Raw genomic sequence first — 25,352 nt, 5'->3', positions numbered from 1 at the left:
AGTACTCCCCTCCCCCCAAACCCCGCGGCCGCTTGCCTCCAATTCTGACCGGCTGGTTAGTTTGTGATAGGCTGCGCTCAACACGGAGGTTCCGATGGGATTCCTAGGCTTTGGTAGCTCGCGGCTCAGCTACGACATGTTCGACCTGGCGCGGAACGCCGCAGAGGCCAAACGCTTCGCAACCTGTGAGCGGATCTACCACAAGGGTCAGGTGCTCGCGTGGGACGGCAAAGAGATCCTCCCTATGTTGCTGGAGAAGCATGGGGGGGTGAGGGTCGCACCCGAGAAGAAGCAAGCGCTACGTCGGGTCTTCGCGATCATTCTTTGGGGAGAATTAGCCGCGTGGAAAATATCAGCTCAGCTAGCGGATAGGTTGGTTCCGTTGGAGGCCAAGATGGCCGCAACGAGTCAGGCCTTCGACGAGGCGCGGCACTTCTACACGATGTACGACTACCTGAAGGAGCTCGACTACCTTCCGGAAAGGCTCGATCCCGCGCCCCAGGCCTTGCTGGATCATGTGCTGTCGACCGACGACTTGGCGTGCAAGCTGCTCGGCATGCAGCTCTTGATCGAGACGATCGCGCTCGCCATTTTTCAGGAGATCCGCGAGCTCAACGTGGAGCCCGTGCTGAGTGAACTGATGCGCTACTACGAGCGAGACGAAGCTCGACACGTGGGGCTGGGCGTTCAGTACCTGCCCATCTTGATGAAGGAGATGAGCCGGCCACAGCTGATCCGCATGAGCTTGTTTCAAGCCAAGCTCGTGGGGTTCGCGCTGTGGGAGAACAAGGTCCTCGAACCCGACTTCCAAGCGCTCGGCATCGATCAGCGTCGAATCCTGGACCGCGCGCGGGCCAAGCAGATGGTCGCGGTGCGTGAAGCTTGGGCGGCGATTGGCTGGGACGTGGACAAGAACCGCGGAATCGCCATGCCCATGATCGGCGCCACCGTGGAACTCATGTTCCCCACGGAAGAAACACGAAACAACCGGGGTGCCCGCTGGGGCGCCGTGTGGAACGCATTGACGAAGCCCCTCGCGACGCCAGCGGATGCACTGGATGTTCACTCCTCCCACGCCATCAAGACGGCGCGCGGCAACGTGGTCGACGGCGAGACGACCTTCCTGAACTCCTGAGGTGCCAGCACCTCTCGGCGCGGCATCCGACCTGAACTCTGGTTCGCTACTGTTGGGCACTTTCAGCCCAAATTCCCGGCGTTTGACGCTTCGCGTGATTTTTCCGAAACGGGTACGGCTTCACGCGCGTACCTATCCACTCAGCTTGGGCGGACCCTTTTCTTTCGGCCCATTGGAACACACGCGAAGCTATGGAGCACGGCGAAGCTATGGAACAAAGCCTTCAGGGGAAAGTGTGCGTGGTCACCGGGGCAAACACCGGGATCGGCAAGGTCACCGCGCAAGAGTTGGCCAGGGCTGGAGCGACCGTAGTCTTGGCTTGTCGCTCTCGGCAGAAAACCGAAGAGGCGATGAATGATATCCGCAAGGATATCCCTGAGGCGAAGCTCGAGTTCCTAGAGTTGGATCTGGCGTCTCTCGAGTCCGTACGCAAGGCTGCCGCGGAGTTCTTGGCGTCAGAGCGACCGCTTCATATCTTGGTCAACAACGCCGGCCTCGCGGGCACGCGTGGTCAGACCAAAGACGGCTTCGAGTTGACGTTTGGCGTCAACCACGTCGGTCCCTACCTCTTCACCCGACTGCTGCTCGACCGCGTCGTGGAGAGCGCGCCAGCTCGCATCGTCAACGTCTCGAGCAAGTCTCACTATCAAACCAAGGACTTCGACCTGAGTGGCGTGAAGGAGCGCACGAAGACCATCGGGGGCATCCCCGAGTATGCGCTGAGCAAGCTCGCGAACGTGCTGTTCACCATCGAGCTCGACAAGCGCCTCCAAGGCACCGGCGTCTCCACGTACGCGCTCCACCCTGGCGTCGTCGCGAGCGACGTGTGGCGCTCGGTGCCGTGGCCCGTCCGCTCCGTGATCAAGCTCTTCATGCTCACGAACGAAGAAGGTGCCCAAACCACGCTTCACTGCGCCCTCAGCGATGAGGCGGGCAAGGAGAGCGGGCTCTACTATGAGAAGTCTCGCCCGAAGAAGGCGAGTCGGCTGGCCCGCGATCCAGCACTACCCAAGCAGCTCTGGGACGCGAGCGCAGAGTGGGTCGGCATCCCCACGGAAACAGAAAAGCGTGCTATCAGCAACGGACAGCACGCTCAGAATCAAACCGCTTGAGCGTGATTCACAGCAGCGTGTACACGATGCTGACGGTGGTGATGGTGTCGAGTTCCTCCTTGCCCGGTAGCGGCGCGGAGTCGTAACGCTCGGTGAAGCCAAACGCGAGAGCAAGGTTGCCCTCGATCTTCGCGTTGATCTCCGCCGTGCCGTTCACGCGGCGAATGTCCGTATCGCTGATGCCTTGCATGAACTCGACCCCGAGAGCGAGCTTCAGGTCGTCATGGAAGGCGTAGTCGAACCCCAGGAAGAGGCGCCCAGAGTGGACCACCTCGGTGTCGTCCAAGACCTCGACCACGTTGCCCGCGTCGTCTTTGACTTCCAGGGAGTCCGCCCTACGTAAGTCGAACAAGAAGTCGTAGCCCACCTCGGTCCAGAGCAGCGCGGTCTTCTCGTTGATGAAGTAGTAGCCGACACCCGGGTCTACGCGGCCTCGCAGGTTGAGCCCTTGAAAGCGGTCCCGGCGGGCCTGAGTCGAGAGGAAGACGGTCCAGTCACCGAAGAACCGGTCGTACCTCGCGGTGCCCTGATAGTTCTCGACGTTGGTCTCCAGGTCTTCGTCGGGCCCGGCCGCCGCGCGACCGTAGTTGATGGCCGCAGCAGCAGAGAACTGGTTGTCGGACCGCCGAAGTCTGAATTTCGAGTTGGCTGTGCCGGCAAAGAGTCGGGCGTTCCCTGTGGAAAGCAGTCCACCCGCGGACACGCTCAGCTCCGTCGCGTCCTTGGATTCTTCGTCCGGGGCCCCCATCGTCGTGGCCTTGTCGGTCGTGAGCTCGGTCGCTCCACCGCTCACCTTGGCGTCGTCTTGGGCGCTGGTGGGGACCTGTGCCCAGGCGCTGGAACTCAAAAGGCATCCAAAGACAACGCATAGTCCGAAAATTTTTCTCATGGAAACTCCGTCGAGGCGCCGAAGGCGCGTAAGTCTAGAGAAGCGTTTTGGCGATAGGCCTGCGGCTTCAGGCTGATCCGCAAAGAGAGGGCGAGCCCCTGGACGCGGGTTAGCAAGAGGCGTGCCCTGTCTCTCCGCGCTCGAAACCATACAGAAAGCAGCACAGAGACTCAAAAATGCGGGTGCGCTCGCACGGCTGCTGCCCCGTTATGAGACGAGACCGCGGCGCCGTCGACTACAGGCGACGGTTTGTCGAGTTCAGTCTGCAACACTGACCAACCGCGCATGATCCTCACGGAGCCAGCGCAGGGTAGGCAAGAACCGAGTCAGGGGCAGAAAGTCACGGTGCCCTGGATCGCCCCTTCGGCGGCGCTGTAGTACTCCGCTTGGGCGCTCAACGACACGTTGCTTCCGCTGCGCTCTGGGCACCAGATCGCGATATCGCTCGATGCTTCGCCGGTGTCGTTGTTGAAGTCCAGCGGCCCGCTCACGCCATCAAAGTCGATGCACTGATTGGTCGCCGCGTTCTGGAACAGACCTGAGAAGTTGGTGGGCCCCGCCGGCACCAGGGTCTTGTCCGAACAGGTCATGTGCTTCATGGCCTCCGCCATCTGAGTGCCATTCGGGTGCGCCTGGCCGGTGATGGCAATCGCGTACGCAAGCAGGTAGGCGGCGTCGTAGGCAAACTCGCTGAACGTCCCCGGCGGTTCATTGAAGAACGCACTGAAGCGCTGTGCGAACCCGGAGTAGCCTGGCGCGAGCTGCGCACCGGGGACCGTACCGAGAATGCGCGCGGAGAGATCCGGTTGCGCGGCAACGATGCCTTCGAGTTCGTCCACCTTCCCACCTTCCGGCAGTAGGTACTTTGGCCGGTCGGCTGTGTCCCACTTGGACTCCACCCGCGTCAGTAGCTCGGTGACGAACTCATTCGTCCCCAGACCGAAGATCACGTGCGGGTGGAAGCTGACGATTTCGCTCGCGGGCGTTTCCCAGTCGACGTTTTCGTTGTCAGCTGGGTCCGCGTAGTCCCGCCGAAGCAGGAGCTTCGAGTCCGAGGCTGCGCCGACACCTTGAGCCTGCATCTGGGCAAATACCGCGTCCGCTAGGCCGAGCCCGTAGGCGTCGTCCTTTGCGGCGATTGCAATCCGTGCGGATTCTCCAACGCCTAGTTTGCCGTCGTTCCGCAGGATCTCTTCCACCTTCAGGACCAGCTCGGCCAACGGGATCGCTTGGATGGTGTCGGACGGAGCCGTCCTCCACACCAAACCTTTGTCGTTCAGCGAGGTGATGTCGGGACTTGTCGCTGAGGCGGAGATGGTCATCACGTTGGCGGGCACTGTGACGTCGGTCGTCACCTGCACGGTGATCCCACTGAAGGCTGGCCCCAGGATCGCGGGTACCTGGACGTTGTCGACCAGGTGCTTCGCTACGGCTTCAGGATTGTCTATGTCGTGGCACCCCAACATCACGAGGTGTCTTTGTTGGCTTGAGCCTCCCGCAGCGGGCAAGCCGTTGGTGCGCGTCTCGATTTCGTTGAGCGCCAGCTCGGCGCCCTGCCGCAAGGGGATCCCAACGCTGGCAAATTGGTCGCGCAGTGGCCCCATGAACCCGAGCACGATGGTTTCCCCTTCCATGAGCGCGTCCTCGGGGAAGATCTCTGTGCAGTCGTCGGTGCGCAGCTTCGCGCATGAGTTGTCTGACGGACGACACACCGCTGCCTCGCCGAGGCGCGTCGAACACTCGGCGCTCGAGCTGCACACCAGTCGCTCACACACCTTCTGCTCAGTGCAGAGCGTACCCGTGAACGCGCCGCCCTTTGCAGAGCAGTCAGAGTCAGACTCACACTGCTCGGTGCTCGTATCCACGACCAGATTACAGCTGGAGAGCTGAGGCATCAGCAAGGCGCTGCCCAGGGCCAGCGCGCCGAAGCGCAAGTACTTCCAAGCGGCGCTACCGTGTTTGAAACTCCTCATCGCATCCACCTCAAAACTGCATCCGCAAGGAAACGCCATTTGGACCAAGCCCGAGCTGCGTGCTCGTACCGCGACGACGATGCGCCATGCCGGCGTCCGCGGCGGGATCCGAGTCGTCGTCCATCGAGAGCCAGAGCGTGATACCGCCAGTGATCACCGTCGCTGCGATCATCACATCCGTCACTATCGCCAGGGTACGCACGCGCTTGGCTTCGGTGTCCAGGTCGTCTGCGGACGCGCCAGCGGAGTCGCGCTTGTCCGCAAGCGAGCCGTTGGCAGAGAGTGCGATCACCCCGGTGGTCGCCGCCGTTGCGGCGAAAACGCCGGTCAGCACCCAGCCGAACCACGGGCTCCCGCCTTCGTCCACAACCTCCTCCGAAGGCCCAGGCGTGGGGGGCGGAGGCGTGGGCCCGCCAGGCTGGGGGGGCGGAGCGGCAGTCGTGGATGGCTTCGCGCTCTTCAGCTGAATCGACAGCGCCTCCTCATCACCTCCGGCGATGCTGACTTTCCGTCCCTGTTGAGAGTACTCCGGGTGCCGCACGGCAATACGCCGGAGTCCAGCGTTGACCAGCACCGGCTCGGTCATCGGACTGGTTCCGACCAGTGCGTCGTCCACGTAGATCTCGGCGCCGTCCACGTCGACTTCCACCTTCAACTTGGCCACGCGGCGTTCGAGCTTCTTGATCTCGGTTTGGACCTCGTCCTTACGGGAAGCCGGAAGCTTGTCTCCACCCTCGGCCAAGTACTGACGGTAGGCCTTCAACGCCGCAGCGTAGTCATTCAAGGCGAAACGCACGCGGGCGATGTTGTAGAGCAGCTTGTAACTGGGGCGCAGCTTGTATGCGCGCTCGAGTTCCACCAACGCGCCGTCGAAATCCGCGTCTTCGTAAAGCTTGATCGCTCGCTCGTAGCGCTCTCGCGCTTCCGTGTCTGGGTCGGCGCCGAACGCACTTCCCCCAAAGCCAAGAACTACTGAAGCGAGCAAGCCGCTCAGCAGCAACCCCCTGATGCGTCTCATTGCCCTTGAGTATGCCAAAACCTGGGTTTCGCCAGCATGATCAATGCCGCGATCTCGAGGCATCAGCACATCGCGCAATCGCTGTTTGCGCGGGCGCGAGTGCACACCCCATCCATGCACGTTCTTGCTCGGGCGTGCGGTCGAGGACGAGTGCGTACGAAGTGGCGTTGGTGGAAGTGGGGTCGCCGCGCTGTCTCGGGACCTGAACTTCCATGAGAGAATTGTTCCTTGTTCGCGCCTCCCGGGCGCGAAATGCGGGCTAGTCTGCCTTCGCCAGGGCGAGCAAACCTACGCACGCGTGCGCTACTCCCAGGGATCGGTCTTATCCAGCGTCGGGGCCTTGGGTTTCGGCTTCTTCACGGGCGGAAGATCGCCAAAGGGATCACCCGATTGGGTCTCGGCGGGCTTCGCCGTACCTTGGCCGACGCGGGGTGTCCTAACCTGCCCAGCCGCAGGGGTCTCTGGTTCCTCAGGCGGTGCGCCTTCCGACTGCTTGGCTAGCTCGAGCCGCAGATCGACGTCGCGATCCCATCGCAAATCCAGCTCCCGCTTCGCGTAGCCTGGCGCGCTGATCTCGAGCTTGTGCACGTTCTCATCACGCGAGTACTTGGACTCATAAGGGTTGTCCTTGAGAGCCACGCCGTCGAGAGTGAGCTTCGCCTCTGGGGGGCTTACTTCGATGTGGACCTTGACTGAGCCGGCAGCTGCCGGAGTCGATTTAGTCGCCAAATCGCTGGAGGCAGCAGCTGGGTCGAGCGCCTCTTCGTTTCCGCGCGTAAACGCGAACATCGCCAACCCGGCGACCCCTAACAGCAACACTCCAGCCAACGCTGGGAACAGCCAGCGTTTTCCCGCGGGCTCTGGCGGGCTCTCCAGCGGCAGGTTCACCGGCGCCTGTACGTCCACGAGGCTTGACCCACGCGAGGAGGGCGTGGCGTACCCCGCCAGCGAGGAGCCACGCAAGCTCGGGAGCTCCATGGTTTCCGGACTCGTTGGCATCGCGTCGGGTCCCGTGACGTCTGTCATCTCGTGCCGGATGACCTCGCCGATCTCCGTGCGCTCTTCGGAGAACAGCTCGCTGACACGCTCACCCACATCACGCCCGCTGATCTTGCGGAAGGCTTCCAGGAAGGCGAACAAATCCGCACGGAATGAGGCCGCGTCCTGATACCTGTGCTCGGGCTTGAGCGCGAGAGCGCGTTCGATCACTTGCTCGAGCTGCAGCGGCAGATCTGGGACAACGTCACGGATCTTGGGGATCTCTCCCTGGATGAGCTTGTGGAGGATCTCGACCTCCGCGCGCGTGTTATACATGCGCCGATTGGCCACGGCCTCCCACAGCATCACGCCAACGCTGAACAAGTCTGCACGATGGTCCAAGCCGTCGCGCAGGGCCTGCTCGGGGGCCATGTACGCGACCTTGCCCTTCAAGACCCCCGACTGAGTCTCCGTCGACTCGAGCGTCTTAGCGATTCCGAAATCAACGAGCTTGGTCTGGCCGGCATACGTCACGAAGACGTTCTGCGGGGTGACGTCGCGGTGGACGATGTTTAGCGGCGTCCCGTCGTAGTCCTTCAAGCCGTGGGCGTACTCCAACCCTTCGAGGACCTGGCAGAGAACGAACAACTCCATTTCCAGAGGGAAACCGGCAGCAGACTCCCGGGCCCGAGCCTTGACTCGATGCAGTGGCTGCCCATCCAGGTACTCCATCGCGATGAAGAAGCGCTGGCCCTCGGCACCAATCTCGTTCGTCTGAACGATGTTCGGGTGGTTCAACCTGGCGGCAAGACGTCCCTCATCCTGGAACATCTGCAAGAATTCTGGTTGTTCCGTCAGGTGGGGACGCAACACCTTGAGGACCTGCAGCTTGTTGAAGCCACCGGGTCCACTCGACACCGACAGGTACACGTCCGCCATCCCGCCGTGCCCAAGGCGCGCCAGCAAACGGTACTTAGCGAAGGTGCGACTGAAGTTCCCCATCGAGAGTCGGAATTAAACGTCAGGCTAACACACGCGTGGGTGGAACAATGCACGCTCAACAGCAGTTCGACGCCGGCCCCGCGACCGTGCTGGGCAGACTTTCAGGACACGCTCCAGGCTGTGCCGTCAGTTCGATTTCTGGTCGCCCTTTGTTTCCGGTTCACGGAATGACCAAACCCCCGCATCTCAATCGCCACCATCAGGGCGTGGGTGGCGACCAGTCGACTGCGTTGTCGCCCGTCGAGCGCGGTTGTCGCTTCCCCCCGCACGAGTGGACGCAACCTATCGGTCTCACAGCGTTCTGGTCCCCGCCCGCCGCCGGCCGCGAGCAGAGAGCGGTCGCGAGGCAATGCGCAACAGGTTCTTACAGCGTCAGAGTTACGCTGATCCGAGTTTTCGACCTCCGACGCTGTCTGCTCGCGCTGGATAGTGCACTCACAGTGGAACCAGCCAGGCGGTTGGTCACTCCCCGATCATGGAACTCGAGAAGATCTCGGGCGCGACTTTCTTGAGGCGCGACTTCGAACGGCCAGTCAGCAAGCCTGGCTGGACCAGCGGTTTGCCCACCAGGGTGGCATCAAGCGTGGCCGCGCCACCCTTCTCTACGCGAAACGCCTGCTCGACTTTACCTCCGCGCGGATTCGAAGTGTAGAGGACGAGGTCGTAGAAGCCCTTGTTCTTGGTGTCGTAGAAACACCAGGCGTAGCCGTTGCGCTGGAAGTACGCGAGCTCGAGGTCGAGCTTCTTGTCTTTGATCGCCTTATCGATGTCGATCTTCTTTCGCGCAGTTGAACGGAAGGTGCTCTCGTCCAGGTCCAACAGGTAGCCATCGCTCCCCTGACCGTTGACAGCGATTGCGGTCTTGCTGGCGCCCTTGATGTCGAGCAAGGACATCCCTGCGCCACGGTGGTCGCTGATCGGATCGGGGAACGACTCGATTCCGTCTCCACCCTTCGCTGAGAGAATGCCCAGTAACCCCTTCTGGACCATCGACTCGAACTGTGAACGCAAACCGGGAGACTGCAGGAGCGCCGGTCGGATCAACTTGCGACCAACGTGCTCTGGAGCCGGCGTGCGACCGCCGCTCGCACCTATCTTCCATGCGGAAGCGGCGACGTAGACGCGCGACCCGGGTGAATGGAGCACCAAGTCATGGCGGCCATCGTTGTCCGTGTCGTACCAAGCCCACAGCTCATCGCCCTGGCTCACCACCGCTAGCTCGAAGTCTGCAGTGATGCTCGGCGAGCGCAGCTCTTCCACGGTTGGGGAAGGCGAGAGGCGTGGGGCAACGTTGCCATCCACGTCTACCAGCAGGCGCGCAGAGAACGGACTGGACAGCAGCACTGCGTCCGGCGTCCCGTCATCGTTCAGATCGCCCCGGGTGCCCGAGCCTGTGTTTCCCATCGGGTCGGGCAGCTGAGATTCAGAGGCTCCGCCGCTCTCGATGAAGCTCGAGGGGAAGACGATGCCCGCGATACGCAACATCCGCTCTGCGAGACCGCGGTCACCAAACGCCGAGCCGCGCACCGCGCGCCCCAGGCGCTTCACACCAGCAGACTTCAGATCGCCGTCCTTGTCGATGTCGTAGGCGGCATCGATTCCGCCGTTCGTCCCCTCATCGTAGAGCAAGAGGTCGAAGCGGCCGTCGTTGTCGGTGTCATACCAAATGAAGCTGTTCGACCTCACCCGCAGGTACATCAGCTCGGCGTCGAAGGCCTGCTTCTCGTAGATGTCTTCTACCTTGGGTAGCTTCGACTTGCCCTTGAAGCTGTCCTCGTCGAGGTCCACGAAGACGGCTTCGCTTTCCCTGGGGCAAAACACACAGGGTTGCCGGCCGTGCAGCACCATGGTGTCGACGTTACCGTCGAAGTCCACATCATCCAGCGCAACGTCGCCACCGCCTTCGCGCCATGGGTCAGGCAGCAGTCGCTCTGGCTTGGGAGGATAGGCCGCGGAGAACTTCTTCACTTCGTCCAGGTGGACATGAAAGCTGAGCAACCCACCGGTCTTTCCGTCCTTGTTGGAGAACGCGTTCAGCCCAACCAGCTCGCCTTGGCTGTTCACCAAGGGGCCACCGCTGTCACCCGGCAAGATCTCGCAGCTAGACTGGATGACGAGTCCCAAGTTCTGCTTGTCGAGGTATTGCTTGAAGCGCTGCTCCACTTCCTTGTCGTCATCACTGAAGCTCGCCAGTGTCGCCAAGTGCTCCGAGAGCTTGCCGAGGGCAGACACCTGACCCGCTTTGATCGCCCACAACATGCCGGCCCCTGCGTGCCCCAGGGAAACGACTTGGTCTCCCGGCACCGGCTTGTCCTTGGCCAGCTTCACATAGGGCAGCTTCTTTGGCGGGTCCTTGATCTTCAACAGGGCGATGTCGCGCAGCTTGTCCACCTTGTAGACGAGGGCCTCGTGGGCCTTTGCGTCGCGCTCCATTCCCCCCGTGTCTTTGGACAGAGAACCCAGGATGACCTCCACCTTCACCTGAAAGTCTTCCTGCTTTCCGTCAGCCACCACGTGGTGGTTCGTGAGCACCCACCCTGCGGGGTCGATGATCACGCCGCTTCCCATTCCGCCGGGCACGCGGATGATCACCGTGGCCGGAGCGACCACGCGGTACACCTCCTTCGACGACTTGGGTGGCCGAGAACGTGACTTGACGGTGTCGAGGGAGTCCGGCGCGAGCGCGGTGGATGCCCGCCGCTCGATTAATTTCTCGCTGGAAACTCTGCCGCTCTCAGGAATCGCCTGTGCAGCCTTGGGGTCCGCTCCGGGTTTGGGGGTGAGGTCCGATTTTGGCGCGCTATCGTCAGCCTGCCTTGGCTCTGGAGTGCCCCCTCCGCAAGCCACACACACGGTCCACAACAGCAGCCACACCCTCGCCTTGATCGTCGACATTCTTCACTCCATCAAACCCGCTGAAACAGCGAAGCCTCAGCCGCACGTCCCGTCAGCCAGACAACGCTGGCCAGCAGCACACGTAGTCCCTCCGCAGCTGCACACACCAGCGCTACAGGTGCCAGCGCTACCCGCGTTGCAGCTGGCGTCGCCGCTGCAACCGCAGCTTCCGCTGCTACAGCTGAAGCCAGTCGGACAAGCCCGAGCGCAGCCTCCGCAGTTATCCGGGTCGGAGCTCACGTCCACGCAGCCCCCAGCGCTCTGACAGCAAACTTCGGAGGCGCCGCAAGCAGCCGAGCCTTCGCAGCTGCACTGGTCACCTCCAGTCCCTGCAACGCAAGCCTCTCCGGGGCGGCACTCATTCCCACCACAGATGCAGAGCCCCGAGCTGGCAGAGCAAGTCGGATTCGTTCCCGAGTCGACCTTGCAGCGTCCCGCGTTGCCAACACACCCGCATTGCCCTGCGGTAACGAAGCCGCAACGCAAGCTGCCCGCCGGCGAGCCTTGCTGGGTGCAGTCGTTACCGCACCCGCCGCAGTTTGCATCATCCTGATCGACTGGCGTCTCACAGCCATCATCGATGGCTCCGGGCCCGGGCATGACACAGTTGCCAAAGCCAGCCTCGCAGCTGCTGGAACAGGCTCCGGCGGTGCACGCGAGGCTGGTGACGTGAGTTGTCCCGCAGGCGCGTCCGCAGGAGCCGCAGTTCAGCGGATCGGCGGACACATCGCTTTCACAACCGTCATCCGCCGCGGGGGCTGCCGGTGTCGAACAGTTGCCAAGGCCTGGTAGGCAGCCGGAAACACAGAGACCAGCGTTGCAGAGCTTGGAAGCTACGCCGGTGTCCGAACACGGGCGACCACAAGCGCCGCAGTGGTCCTCCGTCGTGAGCAGATCCGTCTCGCAGCCATTGAAAGGATCCCCATCACAGTCACCCGTGCCGGCGCCGCAGTTCGCGACGACGCACTTGCCCCCAGAGCACCCAGCTTCCGCACCGGGAAGCATGCACGCGCTTCCGCAAGCTCCACAGTTGTCCGGGTCGGTGAACACGTCCTGCTCACAGCCGTCGTCCGCAGCCGGGAACGCTGGGCTCGTGCAGTCTCCAAATCCCGCGGCGCAATACGGGGTGCACACCCCCGCGTTGCAGGTCGCCGTCGCCACTCCGGCGCCGGAGCAAGCGCGGCCGCAAGCGCCGCAATGCAGTGCGTTCTGCTTGCTGGTGTCCACCTCGCAGCCATTTCGCGGGTCACCGTCGCAGTCCTCGAACGGAGCGATGCACGACTCGATCGCGCACTGCGCGGCGTCGCATTTCGTCACCGCATTCGGGAGGTCGCATTTGTTGCCGCAGAAACCGCAGTTGTCGTTGTCGATGATGAGATTGGTCTCGCACGCATCCTGGGAGTTGTTGTTACAATCCCCACGGAAAGCCAAGCAGGCCTTTTCTCCACAAGTACCGGAGTTGCAAACGGCCTGCGCGCCGGGGGTAGGCATGCACTCCTTGCCGCACGAGCCGCAGTTCTTCGGGTCGGTCGTGGTGCGCGCTTCGCACCCGTTCTCGGGGATGCCATCACAGTCGTTGAAACCCGCGTCACAACTCGCCACCGTACAGCTGCCGGCACTGCAGCCCGCAGTGCCATGGTTCGCCAGACAGACGTTGCCGCATGCGCCACAGCTATCTGGATCCGTGTTGAGGTCGACCTCACATCCGTCGCTCAGGTCCAGGTTGCAGTTCGCAAAACCCGTGGCGCAGCCGACCATCTTGCACGCTCCGGCTTCACACACGGAGAGTGCACCTGGCGTGGGACACGGCGAGCAGCCCATGCCACAGCCATAGTCCGGGTCGTCTAGCTTGACGCAGCTACCGTTGCAGCTCTTCTCGTCACTTGCGCAGGTCACGTCTACAGGTGCATCAGCTGCAGCATCACTGCCTGCGTCTTGCCCTGCGGAACTGCCACCGGTGGCTCCAGCGCTCCCCGCACTGCCTCCGCTCCCACCGCCACCCACGGCGCCCGCGCCAGCGTTCCCAGCTGCGCCACCTTGGGCACCGAATCCAGCGGAACCTGCATTCCCGGCGCTCGCGTCGTTCTCGACGCCACCCACGCCAGCAGAAGCGCCTCCCTCACCCCCTGATCCACCGTTGGCTGAGGTGGAGCCGGAGTCTCCAGAAGAGCACGCCGAAGCTAGCGCTAGGCCTAGACCCAGCGCGAAAAGGGAGCGCACCGCGCGGCTAGTTCGCAACACAACCTCCGAAAATATCACACCCGGCGCTGAAACGGGGTGTCGCGACGGCGCGAGCCTTCGCGGGTCGCGCTTTCGCCCACCGTTCGCCGCGAGCTGGTGAAGCGGCGAGGCGTGGTAAACGCAGCAGATGGCTGGAGATAGCGACCGCGATTCGGAAAACAAGCCACCGCCCTCCGTCTCGAGGGTGGCCGAAACCCCGAAAATGATTCGGGCAGAAAGGGCCGTCGCCGACCCGCAGGGAGCGTCGGCGCAAGCGCCCGAGGCCACCGACGTCGACTGGGAGCAAGCCTGGAAAGAAGGCCGCACGCGCTGGGACGCGGGGCAGTCTTCGCCCCTGCTGCGACGCATGCAGGCCGAAGGGGAAATCACCCGCTTGCTGGAAAGCGTTGCGGCACCGCCGAGCGACAAGGCACCGCGGAGCGACAAGGCACCGCGGAGCGACGAACCCATGCGGCTTCTGGTGCCAGGGGCAGGCAGCGGATACGACGTCCTGACGCTAGCAAGCGCCGGCAGGCACACGGTCGGCTTGGACGCCGCGCCTAGTGCCGCCCAGCGCTTCGCCCAGATGAAGTCGAAACTGCCCACAGCGGGCTCGACCGAGTTCATTTGTAGAGACTTCTTCAGCCTGGGAAATGACCCCGAGCACCGCGGGAAATACGCTCTAATCTGGGACTACACGTTCTTCTGCGCGCTGCCCCCACGTCTGCGAAGTGCATGGGGAGACGCGCTGGCTGCGCTCCTACGTCCAAACGGCGTGTTGCTGACGCTGATGTATCCGCTGATTGAGGGTGAAGACGTCGCTCGGCACGAAGGACCTCCATTCCCGCTCTCGCGCGAGATCTACCGCAAGCATCTGGTAGAGCAGACAGGGCTGTTCGAACTGGAGCACTTCGAAGAGGTCTCTGAGAGCCATCCTTCGCGCCAAGGCAAGGAAGGCTTCAGTATATGGCGCAGAACAGGCGAATAGCCGACCCGACCTACGTTACCTCGCGGCAATTTAACAGCTTTCCACAAGGCAACAGAACCTGCCCCGCAGCTACGCCAAGAACAGCGAATTTAGCCGATATTCAGCAGATTTGGCGCCATCATCAGCGAACGAAAGCGCGTAAGCTCAACCGCCATTGGCCCAAGTCGACGCGCGCTCTTGAAACTACGCCAGCCGCTCTGCTCGGAGTCAAAATCGGACACTGACGCACGACAAGGGCGGCCCTTCCCAGACATTTCCGCGCGAAACTGCACCACGCCATCGTTCGAACTCTGAAGCGTCGCCATCCTGCTCTTCGCGGGCAACGTAGGCAGGCGCGATGCGTACTCGAGCCGCAACTGCGTGCCGTCGTCGGCGCTTACCGCGACCTGACCCTTCGAATCCTCGAAGTTTGCCCACGTCTTGGGCAACGCCCAGAGCTCCCGGCCGGCGCGCAGGGTGGTGTCGTCGTCAACGTACATAAAACTCACGAAATAGCCGCGAATCGTGCGGTTATTGCGCCTCACCTGCACCATGCAGGGCATCCAAATCAGCTCATGATAGGTGAGCGGGGATGGCGGCTCGTACACCACGTACGCCAAGAGCCCCATGCAGCGGCCTCGCAACGCTACTGGTTCGAATCCGCGCGGCAACTCTAGATCGCGGCGCGCCGTCACGTAGGGCAAAAAGACGGCCCGCCCGCTCGTGTCCCACGGGGGTTTGGGGTACGGCGTGGGCGGAGAGTTGCCTGGCCTGAGCTCCACAGCAGGATGGTAGCCGGAAACGCTGCGGTTCGGGCACCGCGCCCCCGAAGAGGCCAGTGTGACGGGGAACCCAGGCCCGAAGGCGAATCATACGAAAACGTATGTTTGGGGCCTGGGGGTGGAAGAGGCGCGCCCGGCAGTGGAGTTTCGTCCCTGGCCCCCGAGGCAACCCGCTGGGACGGTCGGGGTGTGCCCAGCATTGTCCGCGAGCCAGCAAAGCGAGGGTGGCGTGCAACGAGCCCGAGGCCGGGCGCCACCACTGCACATACACACAGTTCTGTGGAAAAGCTGTGGGACTGGTCGGCCGTCCAGGATCGAAGGGCGCGTTCCACATGGCCCGCTTCATCCCTAGAACCGAGACCTGCCGCCCGTCGGGGGATCGGAAAGCGATGTGAAGCCTGAACCCCACTCTCACGGCGCTCAGATGGTCCGGTCCTCCCGAACGCCTGTCCGGATACCCCATGGAAGCCTTTGAAATCCCAGGTTATCCACAGGGCAGATTGCAGGAGTTTGCAGGTTGCGTGCAACCTGCATTCGACCTGCAAATCAGTTGCAGGTCGACAGTTCAGCGGGATATGATGCGCTAAGTTCTCTAAATTCTTATCATTTGTCCAGTGGAAAGACGTTCAGTCGTGGCTCATCCCGAGCCTGTGACTGATGGTCTGCAACTGCACAGCTGTTCGGCCATGGGTTGGTTGCGAGAGATGATGCAGCGCGGCACGCAGCCGCCCCGGAGCTTTGGTGAGCTCGCACGGCGCTGTCTCGCCCACCCCTCATGGCCGGCGGATCCACGTCCCAAACCTCGCTCCCTGGCGACCCTGTTCAGCCGACTGGATCGGGAGTTGGACTTCGATTGGCTCCGCGATCGACCTGCCGTCCAGCAAACGATGGCGGAGGTGCTGGAGGTACCAGTCGCCGACATCCAGGTGCACTGTCTCGTGTCGAAGGGGTTTGGCGCCCCCGGCGAGGCTACAGTCAGGCTGGACGATGTTCCGTTTGGACGAGCACTCCGCCTGAAGGAAGAGCCACTTCCACCTGGGATCCCGCTCCTACCCCAGCGCGTGTCCGCCTGGGATCGCGTGTGGTGGGTGGCCCCTTCTGGGTCTGGGCGCAGCCTGGTGGGGCGTTGGCTCGAAGCTCGGGGCGCCGCTCGTTGGGTCGCGGCTCGGGATTGGAGCGCCGCGGAGCCCGAAACTCGAGAGCCCGGTCCGGTGTTCGTAGAGCTGCACACCGCCCACGAGAGCGAATCGATCCGTCGTCAGCCACCTCGCGAGAAGATCTGTGTGGCCGCTGATTTCCCCCCGGAAAGCGATGAATGGACCGTCGTGCGGTGTCTGCCTTTGAGTGCCTACATCGAAGATCTGGTTGGTTGGGTCGCGGAGCGCCTACCCAGCGACAGCCAGCTCCGGGTTGACACCGCGCTGGCATGGCTTGGTGGTCTGCCCCAGGAGAGAGGGGTGCTCACGACCCTAGGCGCCGCGCTTGGGCTACTCGGGCTAATGGACGAGATCGGGCACAGCCAGATCCGCGGACGCAGCCTAAATCAGCTAGCCCGGGCGGCAATTAAATTCCGCGTAGCAAAACTGGCCGGCGACCACCGCCTGCTCAAAGAGCAGGGGCTAGAAATTCTTGTAGGCATCCACCAACAATGCCTTACGGAAACATCTCTCCCTGCTGATGTGCCAAGGTCCGAAGACGAGTGGTTGCGTTTGATTCCGCCTGAGCTAGCGCGCGGCGTCGACGTCGAATGGGTGAAGCTCTCGTTGCAACGGGCCGGTGCCCCCGTCACCGTGCGGGAGCTCGAACGTGCTGCGCGGCAGCTTCCTCCGGGCGCGTTTCGTATCCTCCGGGCACTGAGCGCTGGGGGGTTGCTGCGCAACCTCGAACCCGGTGCTGAGCTCTCCCTGGGCCCTCAGTGGCTCGTGAACATCGCGCGGAGCGCCGCGCTACGGCAGCTCCTGGGCCGGCCTGCACTCGAGTGGGGAGAGGCGTTGCTCAGCCCTGGGTCGGCGATCTCGGTGCTCGACGCGCTCCACGTACGGCTCGAGCAAGACCCCGATCCGATCGTGGACGGTGTTCTGGAACTCGAGGCGAGGGACAGCCCTGCCTACGCGGCGGCAGTGGAGTGCTTGGTCCGGGTGATAGGCCTCAACCCCGAGTTGCTTCGCGAGGTGAGCCTGGAGCTACTACGGGGCCTCTACGAGGAGCAGGCGGAGCTGGCGATCGAAGTCCCAAACGGTCCACCACTGCCCCGCTTGGAGCACCCCAAGAGCCTCGTGGACGATGCTCCCACGCTCGCTCGAGGTGCGTGGTACGTCGCGATTTGGGCAATCGCGGAGCGCCTTGGCTCGAAACCGCGCAGCGTCAGCCACTGGCTCGATCCGTGGCGACCCCACGATGGTACTTCCCTCGCCCCAGCCCTGGACGCCGTTCAGGCTTGGCTGCGGGCGTCCAATAACGGCCCCGGCGAGGAGATGCTCCTGCGGCTCTTCGACCGCCGCGGCGGTTCCCCCGACGCTCCCCACGACCTGGAGCAAGCTTCGCTTTGTCTTGCGGCTTTCCGCGCGAATACGTTGAAGGCGGAACACCTCGCGCCTTGGAAACCGGAGCTATTCGACCGCGTGTTGCGCGCCCTCGAGACGCCGGAAGCAAGGAGTCGATTCATCAACCACGCAGCCCAGGGTTGGGCCGAGCAAGGGTATCCGGAGGCGGGGCGCGCTTGGTTCGAAGCAGGAGCGCTCCCCGCCGCGCGCATCTGGCCGAGTCTCGAGCGCGACAGCCTGCTCGGCCTGGTAACCGGGCGCGGTCTTCGCGTTCCTTGGGAGCTGCTCTCCCCAGAACACTGGCGATGGATCGCTGAGCTGTGGCAGCTCAACGCACCGTCGGAAATCGACGCCGAAAGCGTACCGACCGACACGTCTCTCAGGCAGGGCCAAGCGATCACTGACCAAGAGCGCATGCTCAGGCATATCCCCGGAGAAACAATTGCAGGTCTGCTCAGCCTCGGAGCGAGTACCGCCCCGTGGCCAGCGGAGGTCTTGACTCGCGCCTGGGGAGCGGCCCGCGATCGGTGCTTGAAGAGCCTCGAGCAGCACCTCTCAAGCGCCACACGCGGTGAACGAGAGAATCGGCTGGCCGAGCTCCGTGAAGCCCTCCGTCTGCTGTCCACGGAGCCAGCCGAATCCGACCCAGAAGCGCTAGAGGCGCTGCTGGACCAGCTGCGGGTGCTCGAACAAGACGCAACGCAGCTTGCCGACGTCGTTCGATTCCTCCAACAGCGGGTGGCGAGACGAGGCGCCGCATGGCGATTTGCCTACGAGCTGCTCGATGGAGTCGAGGCCAGGCGCCAGCGCCTCGCGCGCCACGCCCCACCAGTTTAGTGAGCTGGAGAGGGCTGACCGCGTTCGCGCGCTGGGCTATAGCCTCGACATGCGCGCGTACTCAATCGAGTCCTTTGGTCACGCTGGTCTTGCGCTTGGCGAGCACGAGGCGCCACGAGCCGGGCACGGGGAGCTGGTGCTACAGATGCTCGCCGCGTCGCTGAACTATCGAGATCTGCTTATGCTGAAGGGGAAATACGACCCCAGGCAGAAGCTACCATTGATTCCCCTATCAGACGGCGTCGGCCGAGTGATCGCCATAGGCGAAGGCGTGGACGGCTTTTCCATCGGGGAACGCGTGTGTCCGATCTTTGCTCAAGAGTGGCTCGCCGGCGAGCCAACCAAGGCGCGCCTGCGCTCCACCCTTGGGGGACCGAGGCATGGTACCTTGTGCGAGCAAATGCGTGTGCCAGCCGGTGCCGTGGTCCGCATCCCGGACTCCATTCCCGACGCCGAAGCGGCAACTCTGCCGTGCGCGGGAGTAACCGCGTACAACGCGCTCGTGACGTTGGGTCAGCTACGGGGCGGGGACACGGTCCTGGTTCAGGGTAGCGGTGGCGTGAGTGTTTTCGCGCTCCAGATCGCAAAGGCGATGGGAGCGACCGTGATCGCAACCACGAGCAGCGACGAGAAGGCGGCGCGGCTGAGTGAACTTGGCGCGGACCACGTGATTAACTACCGCACGGAAACTCGTTGGGGAACGAAAGCGCGAAGCCTGGCCCCGGGCGATGGGGTCGACCACGTCGTCGAGGTCGGAGGCAGCGGCACACTAGAGGAATCGCTCAGGGCTGTTCGGTCGGGCGGGCACGTGGCAGTGATCGGCATCCTGAGCGGCGGCAAGGGCGAGATCTCCCTGCTGCCGATGCTCATGAATCAGGTACGGCTTCAGGGCGTGATGGTGGGCGCGAGAGAGACCTTCGAACAGTTCGTTCGATGCGTTGTAGCGAACAGGATTCAACCCGTTGTCGACGAGATCATGGACTTTGACGCCGCCCCCGCGGCCTTCAAGAAGCTCGAGTCGGGAAAGCACTTTGGCAAAGTCGTGATCCGCATCGGCGCCTGAACGTCTCGCAGCGAGAGCGCATCCCACGGGGACCATGAACGCTCGACCCACGTTATTCGCGGCGGGCCTCCTGATGTGTGCGCTCGTCTCAAGCCCCATTCGGGCCGAGGCTCGCCGGAGCAAGCCCGTTCAAGTCTCAACTCAGATCGCCCGCTGGGCGACCTGGACTCAGCGCTCATTGATGAGCGCGCGCCAAGAGCGTGACGTGGTGCGAGCGCTCTGCCTGAACGACCGTCTCAATGAGCTCCACGCCCTCGAACGCACAGCACGTCGGCATGAGGCCAACCTCTCGAGTTCGGTGCTCCGTCACGCGCGCCGCGCCCGACTGGGGCTCCGACTAAGCTTCGACGAGGCGCGGGACGTGTTCAAAGGAGCACGAGACTGCCTGGGAGCCCGCCCGGCCTACGTCTCAGGTACGCAGGTACGATTTTGGGTGGACCCACGAGTCGCCCCATACGAGCCGCGCTACCCCGATGCGTCCCTCAGGCCCAAAACCAGCGCATATTGAGCTTTGGACGCTCGAGCAACCAAGGAAAGAAAAGCAGGTGTAAGCGTGGGCCGGTCCCGCCGTTTCGAGTCGCGGAGGACATGATGCGACGACTCGGACAAGGCTCTTTTGGATTGTTGGCTCTGGCGGTGGTGGCGTGCGGTGGTTCCAAGGCCGCTGAAGCCCCCATGGCCCCCTCTCCCATGCCTGCAATGGAGAGCCCTGCTACAGCTGGGGCACCGGCGGATGACGCCGCTGGCGACCCTGGCTACGCCTACGGCGCTGACAGCGAGGAGGCGCCTGAAGCAGCCGCGCCTCCCCCCGCATCGATCGCCGGCGCAGTGGCCCCGAGCGGGGGCGCCGTGGCCGCGGAGCCGTCGCGAGACCGCGCGGAAAAGCGAACCAGCGCGGCCGACAAGACGAGCCGTCGCCCTGGCGGCGGCCTGGCGCAGGCAGGTGGTGTGAAGGCCGGAGAGTGGGACGACAACGCGAACTATCGCGAGTTCCAGCGCTGGATCGCCTCGCAGAGCGGTCTCGGTTTCGACTCAGTGAACGTTGCCAAGCGGCGCTTCATCGTGGTCACGGACAGCCAGGGCAAGGCAGTTCCCGGTTGCAAGGTGAGCGTGACGGATAGCGACCAACGAAGCGTTCAGCTGAAGACGCAGACGAGCGGACGCAGCTTGTTGTTCCCAGCCGCTGAAGGACTCAAGGGCGCCTCCCTCATCGCCACGACCAACTGTCAGGGCAGCCGGGCGGCTCAGCGCTTCAACTTGGACCAAGCCGACGGGGTCGTCACGCTGAAGCTCGACAGAGCTCGCAAGCTCGCCGGCACCCGCACCGTAGACATCGCGTTCGTGCTCGACAGCACGGGTTCGATGTCCGAAGAGATCGCCAGCGTCAAAGAGACTATCCGCGCGGTAGCGAAGCAACTGGATACGGGGAACGTCAACGTGCGCATCGCGATGGTCGACTTCAAGGACCGGTCCGATGAGTACGTGACCAAGGTTCGCCGCTTCACGACGGACCTCGGCTCCTTTGCTCGCAGCGTCGAGAGCGTACAGGCTAGCGGCGGTGGCGACACGCCGGAGTCAGTGAACGAAGGCCTCAACGTTGCATTGACCAAGCTCGACTGGAGCGATCAAAGCGTCGGCCGCTTCGCCTTCCTGATCGGCGATGCACCGCCTCACCTCGACTACCAGGACACGAGCTACTCCCAGAGCATGAAGCGGGCAAACCACGACGGCATCCAGATCTTCACGATCGCGGCGAGCGGCATGGACGGACTTGGCCAAGTGGTGTGGCGACAGATCGCTCAGTACACCGGCGGCACGAACATGTTCGTGCTCCGAGGCGGTGCGGGTCCGCAGTCGACCGGAGCCGGCGACGCAAAGAGCAGCTGCGGCGGTACGCACACCAACTACGCGAGCGGCAACCTGGACACGCTGATCGTACAGAAGGTGCAGCGCGAGCTGCGCGCCCTCGACTCGAACCCCCTACGCATTGCCGGATTGGGCCAAGACGAGCGCGCCAAGCCCTGCTCCGAGCGCCTAGTCATGGCCAACTAATTCCCCACGGCAACCACATCAACCCTTTGCTCGGGGTGGGCGCAGTGTGCGGCACCTGCCCCCGTTACTTTTCGGGTTGCCGCCGATCGGGGTGGGGGCCCCGCTCGCGGGGGAGGGGGATGCGGTCATCCCCCTCGAAAAATGGCGAAGCGAGCAAACTGGCGGCCTCACCCTTGGGGCGCGAGCGTGCCGTTGCCGCAAGGGGGCGAGCGAGCGCCTACCCGTCGTCGCGGCCTTCGACGATCGCACCGTCGACGGTCATGGCGATCACGATGCCGAGGTCGGCGTAGACGCTGACGAAGGGCACTCGCCAGTCCTCGCGCCAAACCGGGCGCCACTCAGAGCCTGGCGCCCCCGCTTGGAGCCAGAGCTGGCCGGGGCTCGTTGCCCAAGCGCGGCCGCCGACGTCTAGTGCCACGGCGGATAGATCCGGCTCGCCTGGCACCACGCTGACCCACGGCTCCTCATCGGTGGTACGCGCGGTGCGCCCACTGGCGCCAACTACCACGCCGTTACCAGTCTCGATCACGCCGGCGCAGCCCAGGAAGGCGCGCACCCGCGGGAGGGACAGCTTGTCCACGCTCCACATCGTCGGTCGGTACCGCACGGCAAAGCCGTGACCATCCTTTGCGCGGCCGACGACGAGCCACTCCTCTGGGCCAATGCGAGCCAGCGCGTTCACGCTCTCCGCTTTCGTCAGCTGGGCTGGCTTCAACCAGTGGCCCCCCGCGATGGCGTACAATAGCGGCGGTTCGCCGCTCCTCTCCCCCACCAAAACGGCCAGATCGGTCATCTCACCACTGGCCTGGGTGAAGCTGACCTTGGGGTCAGGGCCTTTCAGCACCGTCCCCACACCGCTGGTCGAATACTCGCAGATGGTGGCTTGGTCGCCACCCACCAACCAACGTCCCGCACCGACGCGTCGCACGAAGCGGACGCCGTCCCTCACCGGCAGATCTTGGGCCGGGGAGTTCTCCCAGTTGGTGCCGTTCCAGAACGCCAGGCCATAGTTGCTTGCCGCAAGGCAACGACCGTCGCCGTCCCAGGCAACGGAACGCACCACATGGTCCGAGCCCGGCTGGTTACGCACGATGAAGTTGTAACCGGCGAAGAGGGTGCTCGAGACGCCATCCGCGATGCTCTTCAGGCGCCGCGCCGTCGTGCGCTGGCTGACCGAGGAGTCCCCCCGCAGCGCTGGAGCGAGCATCGCAGCGAATGCTGCGCCCGTTGGCGGACGCACCTTTGGGTCGTGACTCGTGGCGCGCGCAAGCAGCTCATCGATGGCGAGACAAGCGTTGGGACGCTCCGCAAGCTCGGGGGCCAGGTTGCGGCTCTCGGTGATGCTACGTCGCTCTTCCGCGCGGGCAGCCAGCACGGCGTCGATGGGGCTCGACGATGGGAAGTAATCGTCACCCGTGAGCATGCGGTACGTCACCGCGGCCAAGCTGAAGACGTCGCTCTGGTTGCCCACCAGGTCGTTGTTCATCTCCACTTGCTCGGGCGCGGCGTACCCGGGCGTGCCCACCGGGACACCACCGAATGTGAAGCCACCGGTCCCTGCGGGACGCGCGATGCCGAAGTCGGCGATCTTGAAAATCTCTTCGCGCCCGAAGCCGCAACACAACACGTTTGCAGGGGTGAGGTCGCGATGCACGACACCGACTTCGTGGATCGCATCCAGGCCGATCGCCAAGCACTCCACCGCGTGCTTCGCGCGGATCGGGTCGAAGGCATAACCGGTACGCTGGACGGACCAATGCACGCGTTCGTGCAACGTCGTGCCCTCCGACCCTCCATGAACGTATTCGAGCGCGAGCCACGGCAACTCGAGGGGTGCGTTCTTGAAGCTCACCCAAGAGCTGCCAGTTTCGATCAGCCGCACGACGAAGGGCGTCGGTGGCACCTTCTCGTTGAGGCGACCGAGCGCCACCGTTTCCTTGAGGACAATCAGGTTGCCCGTTCGCGCGGACTGCCGCATCACGAACGGGCGCATCACCTTGAGCACCACGGGAGCGCTGCCGCTAGGGCTACGACGCACCGCAAGGAACGCGATGGACATGCCTCCCGCGCCAATGCGCTTGGTGATGCGATAGCTCGTGCCCTCGAAGGCCGAGCTCTTCAAGGTCTCACCTTCGAGGCACGTCAGGATGTCATCGTCCGGCGGGACGACGCGCTGGGAGGCAGGTTCGGACACGTGCACCGCGAGGGTACACGCTGGAGCACCAGGTCGACCAACCAGAAGTCACTCTGTGACTATTCGGCTTTTCCGTCGTCCTTCTCGCAGCGGATCCCGCCGTCCTTGCTGCGACACAGCTTGCCCTTGTCACAACTCTCGTCGACTTTGAATTTGCCGTCTTTGCACACCAAGATGCTCAGCCGATCGGCGCTGCACGCATTCTTGCCGCTCATGGCAGCGGGGCACGGATCGTCCGCTGCAGCGACGGACAAATCGCAGTCGAGCTTTCCACCCGTGGATTGACAGCCACTCGACCCGCGACAGTTGAGGCTCGTGACCATCTTGCCGTCCTTGCACTCCAGCAGCTGAGTGCCGACGACGTTGCACGCGTTCAGTCCTGGGTCGCGGCAAGTATCCCCTGCTTGCATCACCGACTTGTCGCACTGAGCGCGATCCCCGGAGAGCGTGCAGCCTGCCGGGCCGCGGCAGGGCTCGAGAACGTACGCTCCCTTCAGACACACGAGCTGCCCCCGCTTGTCTCCAGCGCAGGTCGCAGCACCTTCGTCATCCTTGCTACACACATCCTCGGGTTGGTTGCCGCTGATGTCGCAGCGCACGCCGCCCTCGACCCAGCAGCCCTTCTCGCCGCGACACGGCGCAGCGATCATCTTGCCCTCGGAGCAGATGAGCTGAGTCGACGGATCGAGGCAGCGCGACTCACCCTTGTCGCACGAGCTTCCGACATCCGGTTTGCAGGCAACACTCAAACACGACAGGCCCAGGATCCAAACCGCGCGAAACATCAGAAGCTAGTCATACCCGAACTCGCGTGTGAGGGGATCGACAGTCCGCGATTGACGGTGCAAGGGCTCGACGTTACCTGATGCGGGCGCCAGGTGGGGGATCACAAGGTGAGCGCAAATGAAGCGGTTCACCGACGTCCGCGCAGCAAAGCGCCGCGGCGTGGCCCAGCCGATCGGCTCGGGCTCGGCGGAGGGCGCCCCACCACGCAACAGGAGAGAGCAATGGGACTACACATCGGAAGCATCGCACCCGACTTCGAGCAGGACTCCAGCGAAGGCAAGATCAAGTTTCACGACTTCATCGGTAATCAGTGGGTGATTCTGTTTTCACACCCGAAGGACTTCACCCCGGTGTGTACGACAGAGCTCGGTCGCGCGGCGAACCTCAAGGCAGAGTTCGACAAGCGCAACGTGAAGATGCTCGCGGTGAGCGTGGACACGGTGGAGGACCACAAGGGCTGGATCGGTGACATCGAAGAGACGCAGAACGCGAAGATGAACTTCCCTATCCTCGCGGATGCGGACAAGAAGGTCGCGAACCTCTACGACATGATCCACGCGGAATGGAACGACACGCTCACGGTGCGCTCCGTCTTCATCATCGACAACAACAAGAAGATCCGCGCGATGATCACCTACCCCGCCAGCACGGGACGTAACTTCAACGAGATCCTGCGCGTGATCGACTCGCTGCAGCTCACGGACACGCACAAGCTCGCCACCCCCGCGGATTGGACCGAGGGCGGGGACTGCGTGGTCTCCGGTGCACTCACCACCGAAGAGGCGAAGGAAAAGTTCGGGGAGGTGCGCGAGCTGCGCCCCTACCTGCGCATGGTCAAGCAGCCGGCACGCTGAGACCTTCCACACCCACGAAGAGCGGCTCCGCGAGGCTTCGTCTATCTCTGGC

General features: G+C 63.5%; 16 protein-coding genes. 7 read left to right on the top strand and 9 right to left on the bottom strand.

Annotated features, from left to right (window positions below; translation table 11 throughout):
- The first annotated feature begins 94 nt into the window (after positions 1-94).
- Together H6718_24660 and H6718_24655 are read left to right on the top strand one after the other, a co-directional pair.
- A complete protein-coding gene (locus tag H6718_24660; protein MCB9588625.1) occupies positions 95-1,135 on the top strand; it encodes a ferritin-like domain-containing protein in 1,041 nt (346 codons plus the stop codon).
- Between the two features lie 209 nt (positions 1,136-1,344).
- The gene (locus H6718_24655; GenBank protein MCB9588624.1) at positions 1,345-2,247 is read left to right on the top strand and encodes an SDR family oxidoreductase; all 903 of its coding nucleotides are present in this window, start codon (positions 1,345-1,347) and stop codon (positions 2,245-2,247) included.
- Positions 2,248-2,254: 7 nt separating this feature from the next.
- On the opposite strand, the gene H6718_24650 is transcribed toward H6718_24655, so the two are convergent.
- The 6 genes from H6718_24650 to H6718_24625 all read right to left on the bottom strand — a co-directional run bounded on the left by H6718_24650 (position 2,255) and on the right by H6718_24625 (position 13,222).
- Complete coding sequence (locus H6718_24650; GenBank protein MCB9588623.1) at positions 2,255-3,094, bottom strand: DUF481 domain-containing protein; 840 nt, start codon at positions 3,092-3,094, stop codon at positions 2,255-2,257.
- Between the two features lie 368 nt (positions 3,095-3,462).
- Positions 3,463-5,109, bottom strand: coding sequence for an ABC transporter substrate-binding protein (locus tag H6718_24645; protein ID MCB9588622.1), 1,647 nt, complete (start codon positions 5,107-5,109; stop codon positions 3,463-3,465).
- Positions 5,110-5,119: 10 nt separating this feature from the next.
- Positions 5,120-6,127, bottom strand: a complete 1,008-nt coding sequence (locus H6718_24640; GenBank protein ID MCB9588621.1) for a tetratricopeptide repeat protein — start codon at positions 6,125-6,127, stop codon at positions 5,120-5,122.
- A 303-nt stretch (positions 6,128-6,430) separates the two neighbouring features.
- Positions 6,431-8,107 (bottom strand): serine/threonine protein kinase, encoded by a 1,677-nt coding sequence (locus tag H6718_24635; protein MCB9588620.1) that lies wholly within the window; start codon positions 8,105-8,107, stop codon positions 6,431-6,433.
- 462 nt (positions 8,108-8,569) lie between these two features.
- Positions 8,570-11,002, bottom strand: coding sequence for a trypsin-like peptidase domain-containing protein (locus H6718_24630; protein ID MCB9588619.1), 2,433 nt, complete (start codon positions 11,000-11,002; stop codon positions 8,570-8,572).
- A 36-nt stretch (positions 11,003-11,038) separates the two neighbouring features.
- Positions 11,039-13,222 carry a hypothetical protein gene (locus H6718_24625; protein ID MCB9588618.1) on the bottom strand — a complete coding sequence of 728 codons (2,184 nt, stop codon included), beginning with the start codon at positions 13,220-13,222 and terminating at the stop codon, positions 11,039-11,041.
- A gap of 223 nt (positions 13,223-13,445) precedes the next feature.
- Here H6718_24625 and H6718_24620 point away from each other — a divergent pair, with 223 nt between their 5' ends.
- Positions 13,446-14,210, top strand: a complete 765-nt coding sequence (locus H6718_24620) for a hypothetical protein (protein ID MCB9588617.1) — start codon at positions 13,446-13,448, stop codon at positions 14,208-14,210.
- An 89-nt stretch (positions 14,211-14,299) separates the two neighbouring features.
- Here H6718_24620 and H6718_24615 read toward each other — a convergent pair whose 3' ends face one another.
- The gene (locus H6718_24615; GenBank protein MCB9588616.1) at positions 14,300-14,971 is read right to left on the bottom strand and encodes an acetoacetate decarboxylase family protein; all 672 of its coding nucleotides are present in this window, start codon (positions 14,969-14,971) and stop codon (positions 14,300-14,302) included.
- Between the two features lie 650 nt (positions 14,972-15,621).
- On the opposite strand from H6718_24615, the gene H6718_24610 reads away from it, so the two are divergent.
- The 3 genes from H6718_24610 to H6718_24600 all read left to right on the top strand — a co-directional run bounded on the left by H6718_24610 (position 15,622) and on the right by H6718_24600 (position 21,466).
- Positions 15,622-18,351: a hypothetical protein gene (locus tag H6718_24610; protein ID MCB9588615.1), complete on the top strand. Its 2,730-nt coding sequence runs from the start codon at positions 15,622-15,624 to the stop codon at positions 18,349-18,351.
- Positions 18,352-18,400: 49 nt separating this feature from the next.
- Positions 18,401-19,414 carry an NAD(P)-dependent alcohol dehydrogenase gene (locus H6718_24605; GenBank protein ID MCB9588614.1) on the top strand — a complete coding sequence of 338 codons (1,014 nt, stop codon included), beginning with the start codon at positions 18,401-18,403 and terminating at the stop codon, positions 19,412-19,414.
- A gap of 591 nt (positions 19,415-20,005) precedes the next feature.
- Positions 20,006-21,466, top strand: coding sequence for a VWA domain-containing protein (locus H6718_24600; protein ID MCB9588613.1), 1,461 nt, complete (start codon positions 20,006-20,008; stop codon positions 21,464-21,466).
- 217 nt (positions 21,467-21,683) lie between these two features.
- Here H6718_24600 and H6718_24595 read toward each other — a convergent pair whose 3' ends face one another.
- Together H6718_24595 and H6718_24590 are read right to left on the bottom strand one after the other, a co-directional pair.
- Entirely contained in the window at positions 21,684-23,660 is a 1,977-nt protein-coding gene (locus H6718_24595; GenBank protein MCB9588612.1) for a serine/threonine protein kinase, read from the bottom strand.
- A gap of 59 nt (positions 23,661-23,719) precedes the next feature.
- The gene (locus H6718_24590) at positions 23,720-24,445 is read right to left on the bottom strand and encodes a hypothetical protein (protein MCB9588611.1); all 726 of its coding nucleotides are present in this window, start codon (positions 24,443-24,445) and stop codon (positions 23,720-23,722) included.
- 222 nt (positions 24,446-24,667) lie between these two features.
- On the opposite strand from H6718_24590, the gene H6718_24585 reads away from it, so the two are divergent.
- Positions 24,668-25,300 carry a peroxiredoxin gene (locus tag H6718_24585; protein MCB9588610.1) on the top strand — a complete coding sequence of 211 codons (633 nt, stop codon included), beginning with the start codon at positions 24,668-24,670 and terminating at the stop codon, positions 25,298-25,300.
- Positions 25,301-25,352 lie beyond the last annotated feature (52 nt).

Source organism: Polyangiaceae bacterium (genome assembly GCA_020633205.1).
In the GTDB taxonomy this organism is placed as follows: domain Bacteria; phylum Myxococcota_A; class Polyangia; order Polyangiales; family Polyangiaceae; genus JAHBVY01.
This window is presented reverse-complemented; position numbering and strand designations above follow the sequence as displayed.

Excerpts from the sequence above, each read along its gene's own strand:
- H6718_24660 (MCB9588625.1), top strand. The coding sequence starts at position 95 with ATGGGATTCCTAGGCTTTGGTAGCTCGCGGCTCAGCTACGACATGTTC.
- H6718_24655 (MCB9588624.1), top strand. The coding sequence starts at position 1,345 with ATGGAACAAAGCCTTCAGGGGAAAGTGTGCGTGGTCACCGGGGCAAAC.
- H6718_24645 (MCB9588622.1), bottom strand. The coding sequence starts at position 5,109 with ATGAGGAGTTTCAAACACGGTAGCGCCGCTTGGAAGTACTTGCGCTTC.
- H6718_24640 (MCB9588621.1), bottom strand. The coding sequence starts at position 6,127 with ATGAGACGCATCAGGGGGTTGCTGCTGAGCGGCTTGCTCGCTTCAGTA.
- H6718_24635 (MCB9588620.1), bottom strand. The coding sequence starts at position 8,107 with ATGGGGAACTTCAGTCGCACCTTCGCTAAGTACCGTTTGCTGGCGCGC.
- H6718_24630 (MCB9588619.1), bottom strand. The coding sequence starts at position 11,002 with ATGTCGACGATCAAGGCGAGGGTGTGGCTGCTGTTGTGGACCGTGTGT.
- H6718_24620 (MCB9588617.1), top strand. The coding sequence starts at position 13,446 with ATGATTCGGGCAGAAAGGGCCGTCGCCGACCCGCAGGGAGCGTCGGCG.
- H6718_24605 (MCB9588614.1), top strand. The coding sequence starts at position 18,401 with ATGCGCGCGTACTCAATCGAGTCCTTTGGTCACGCTGGTCTTGCGCTT.
- H6718_24600 (MCB9588613.1), top strand. The coding sequence starts at position 20,006 with ATGCGACGACTCGGACAAGGCTCTTTTGGATTGTTGGCTCTGGCGGTG.
- H6718_24590 (MCB9588611.1), bottom strand. The coding sequence starts at position 24,445 with ATGTTTCGCGCGGTTTGGATCCTGGGCCTGTCGTGTTTGAGTGTTGCC.
- H6718_24585 (MCB9588610.1), top strand. The coding sequence starts at position 24,668 with ATGGGACTACACATCGGAAGCATCGCACCCGACTTCGAGCAGGACTCC.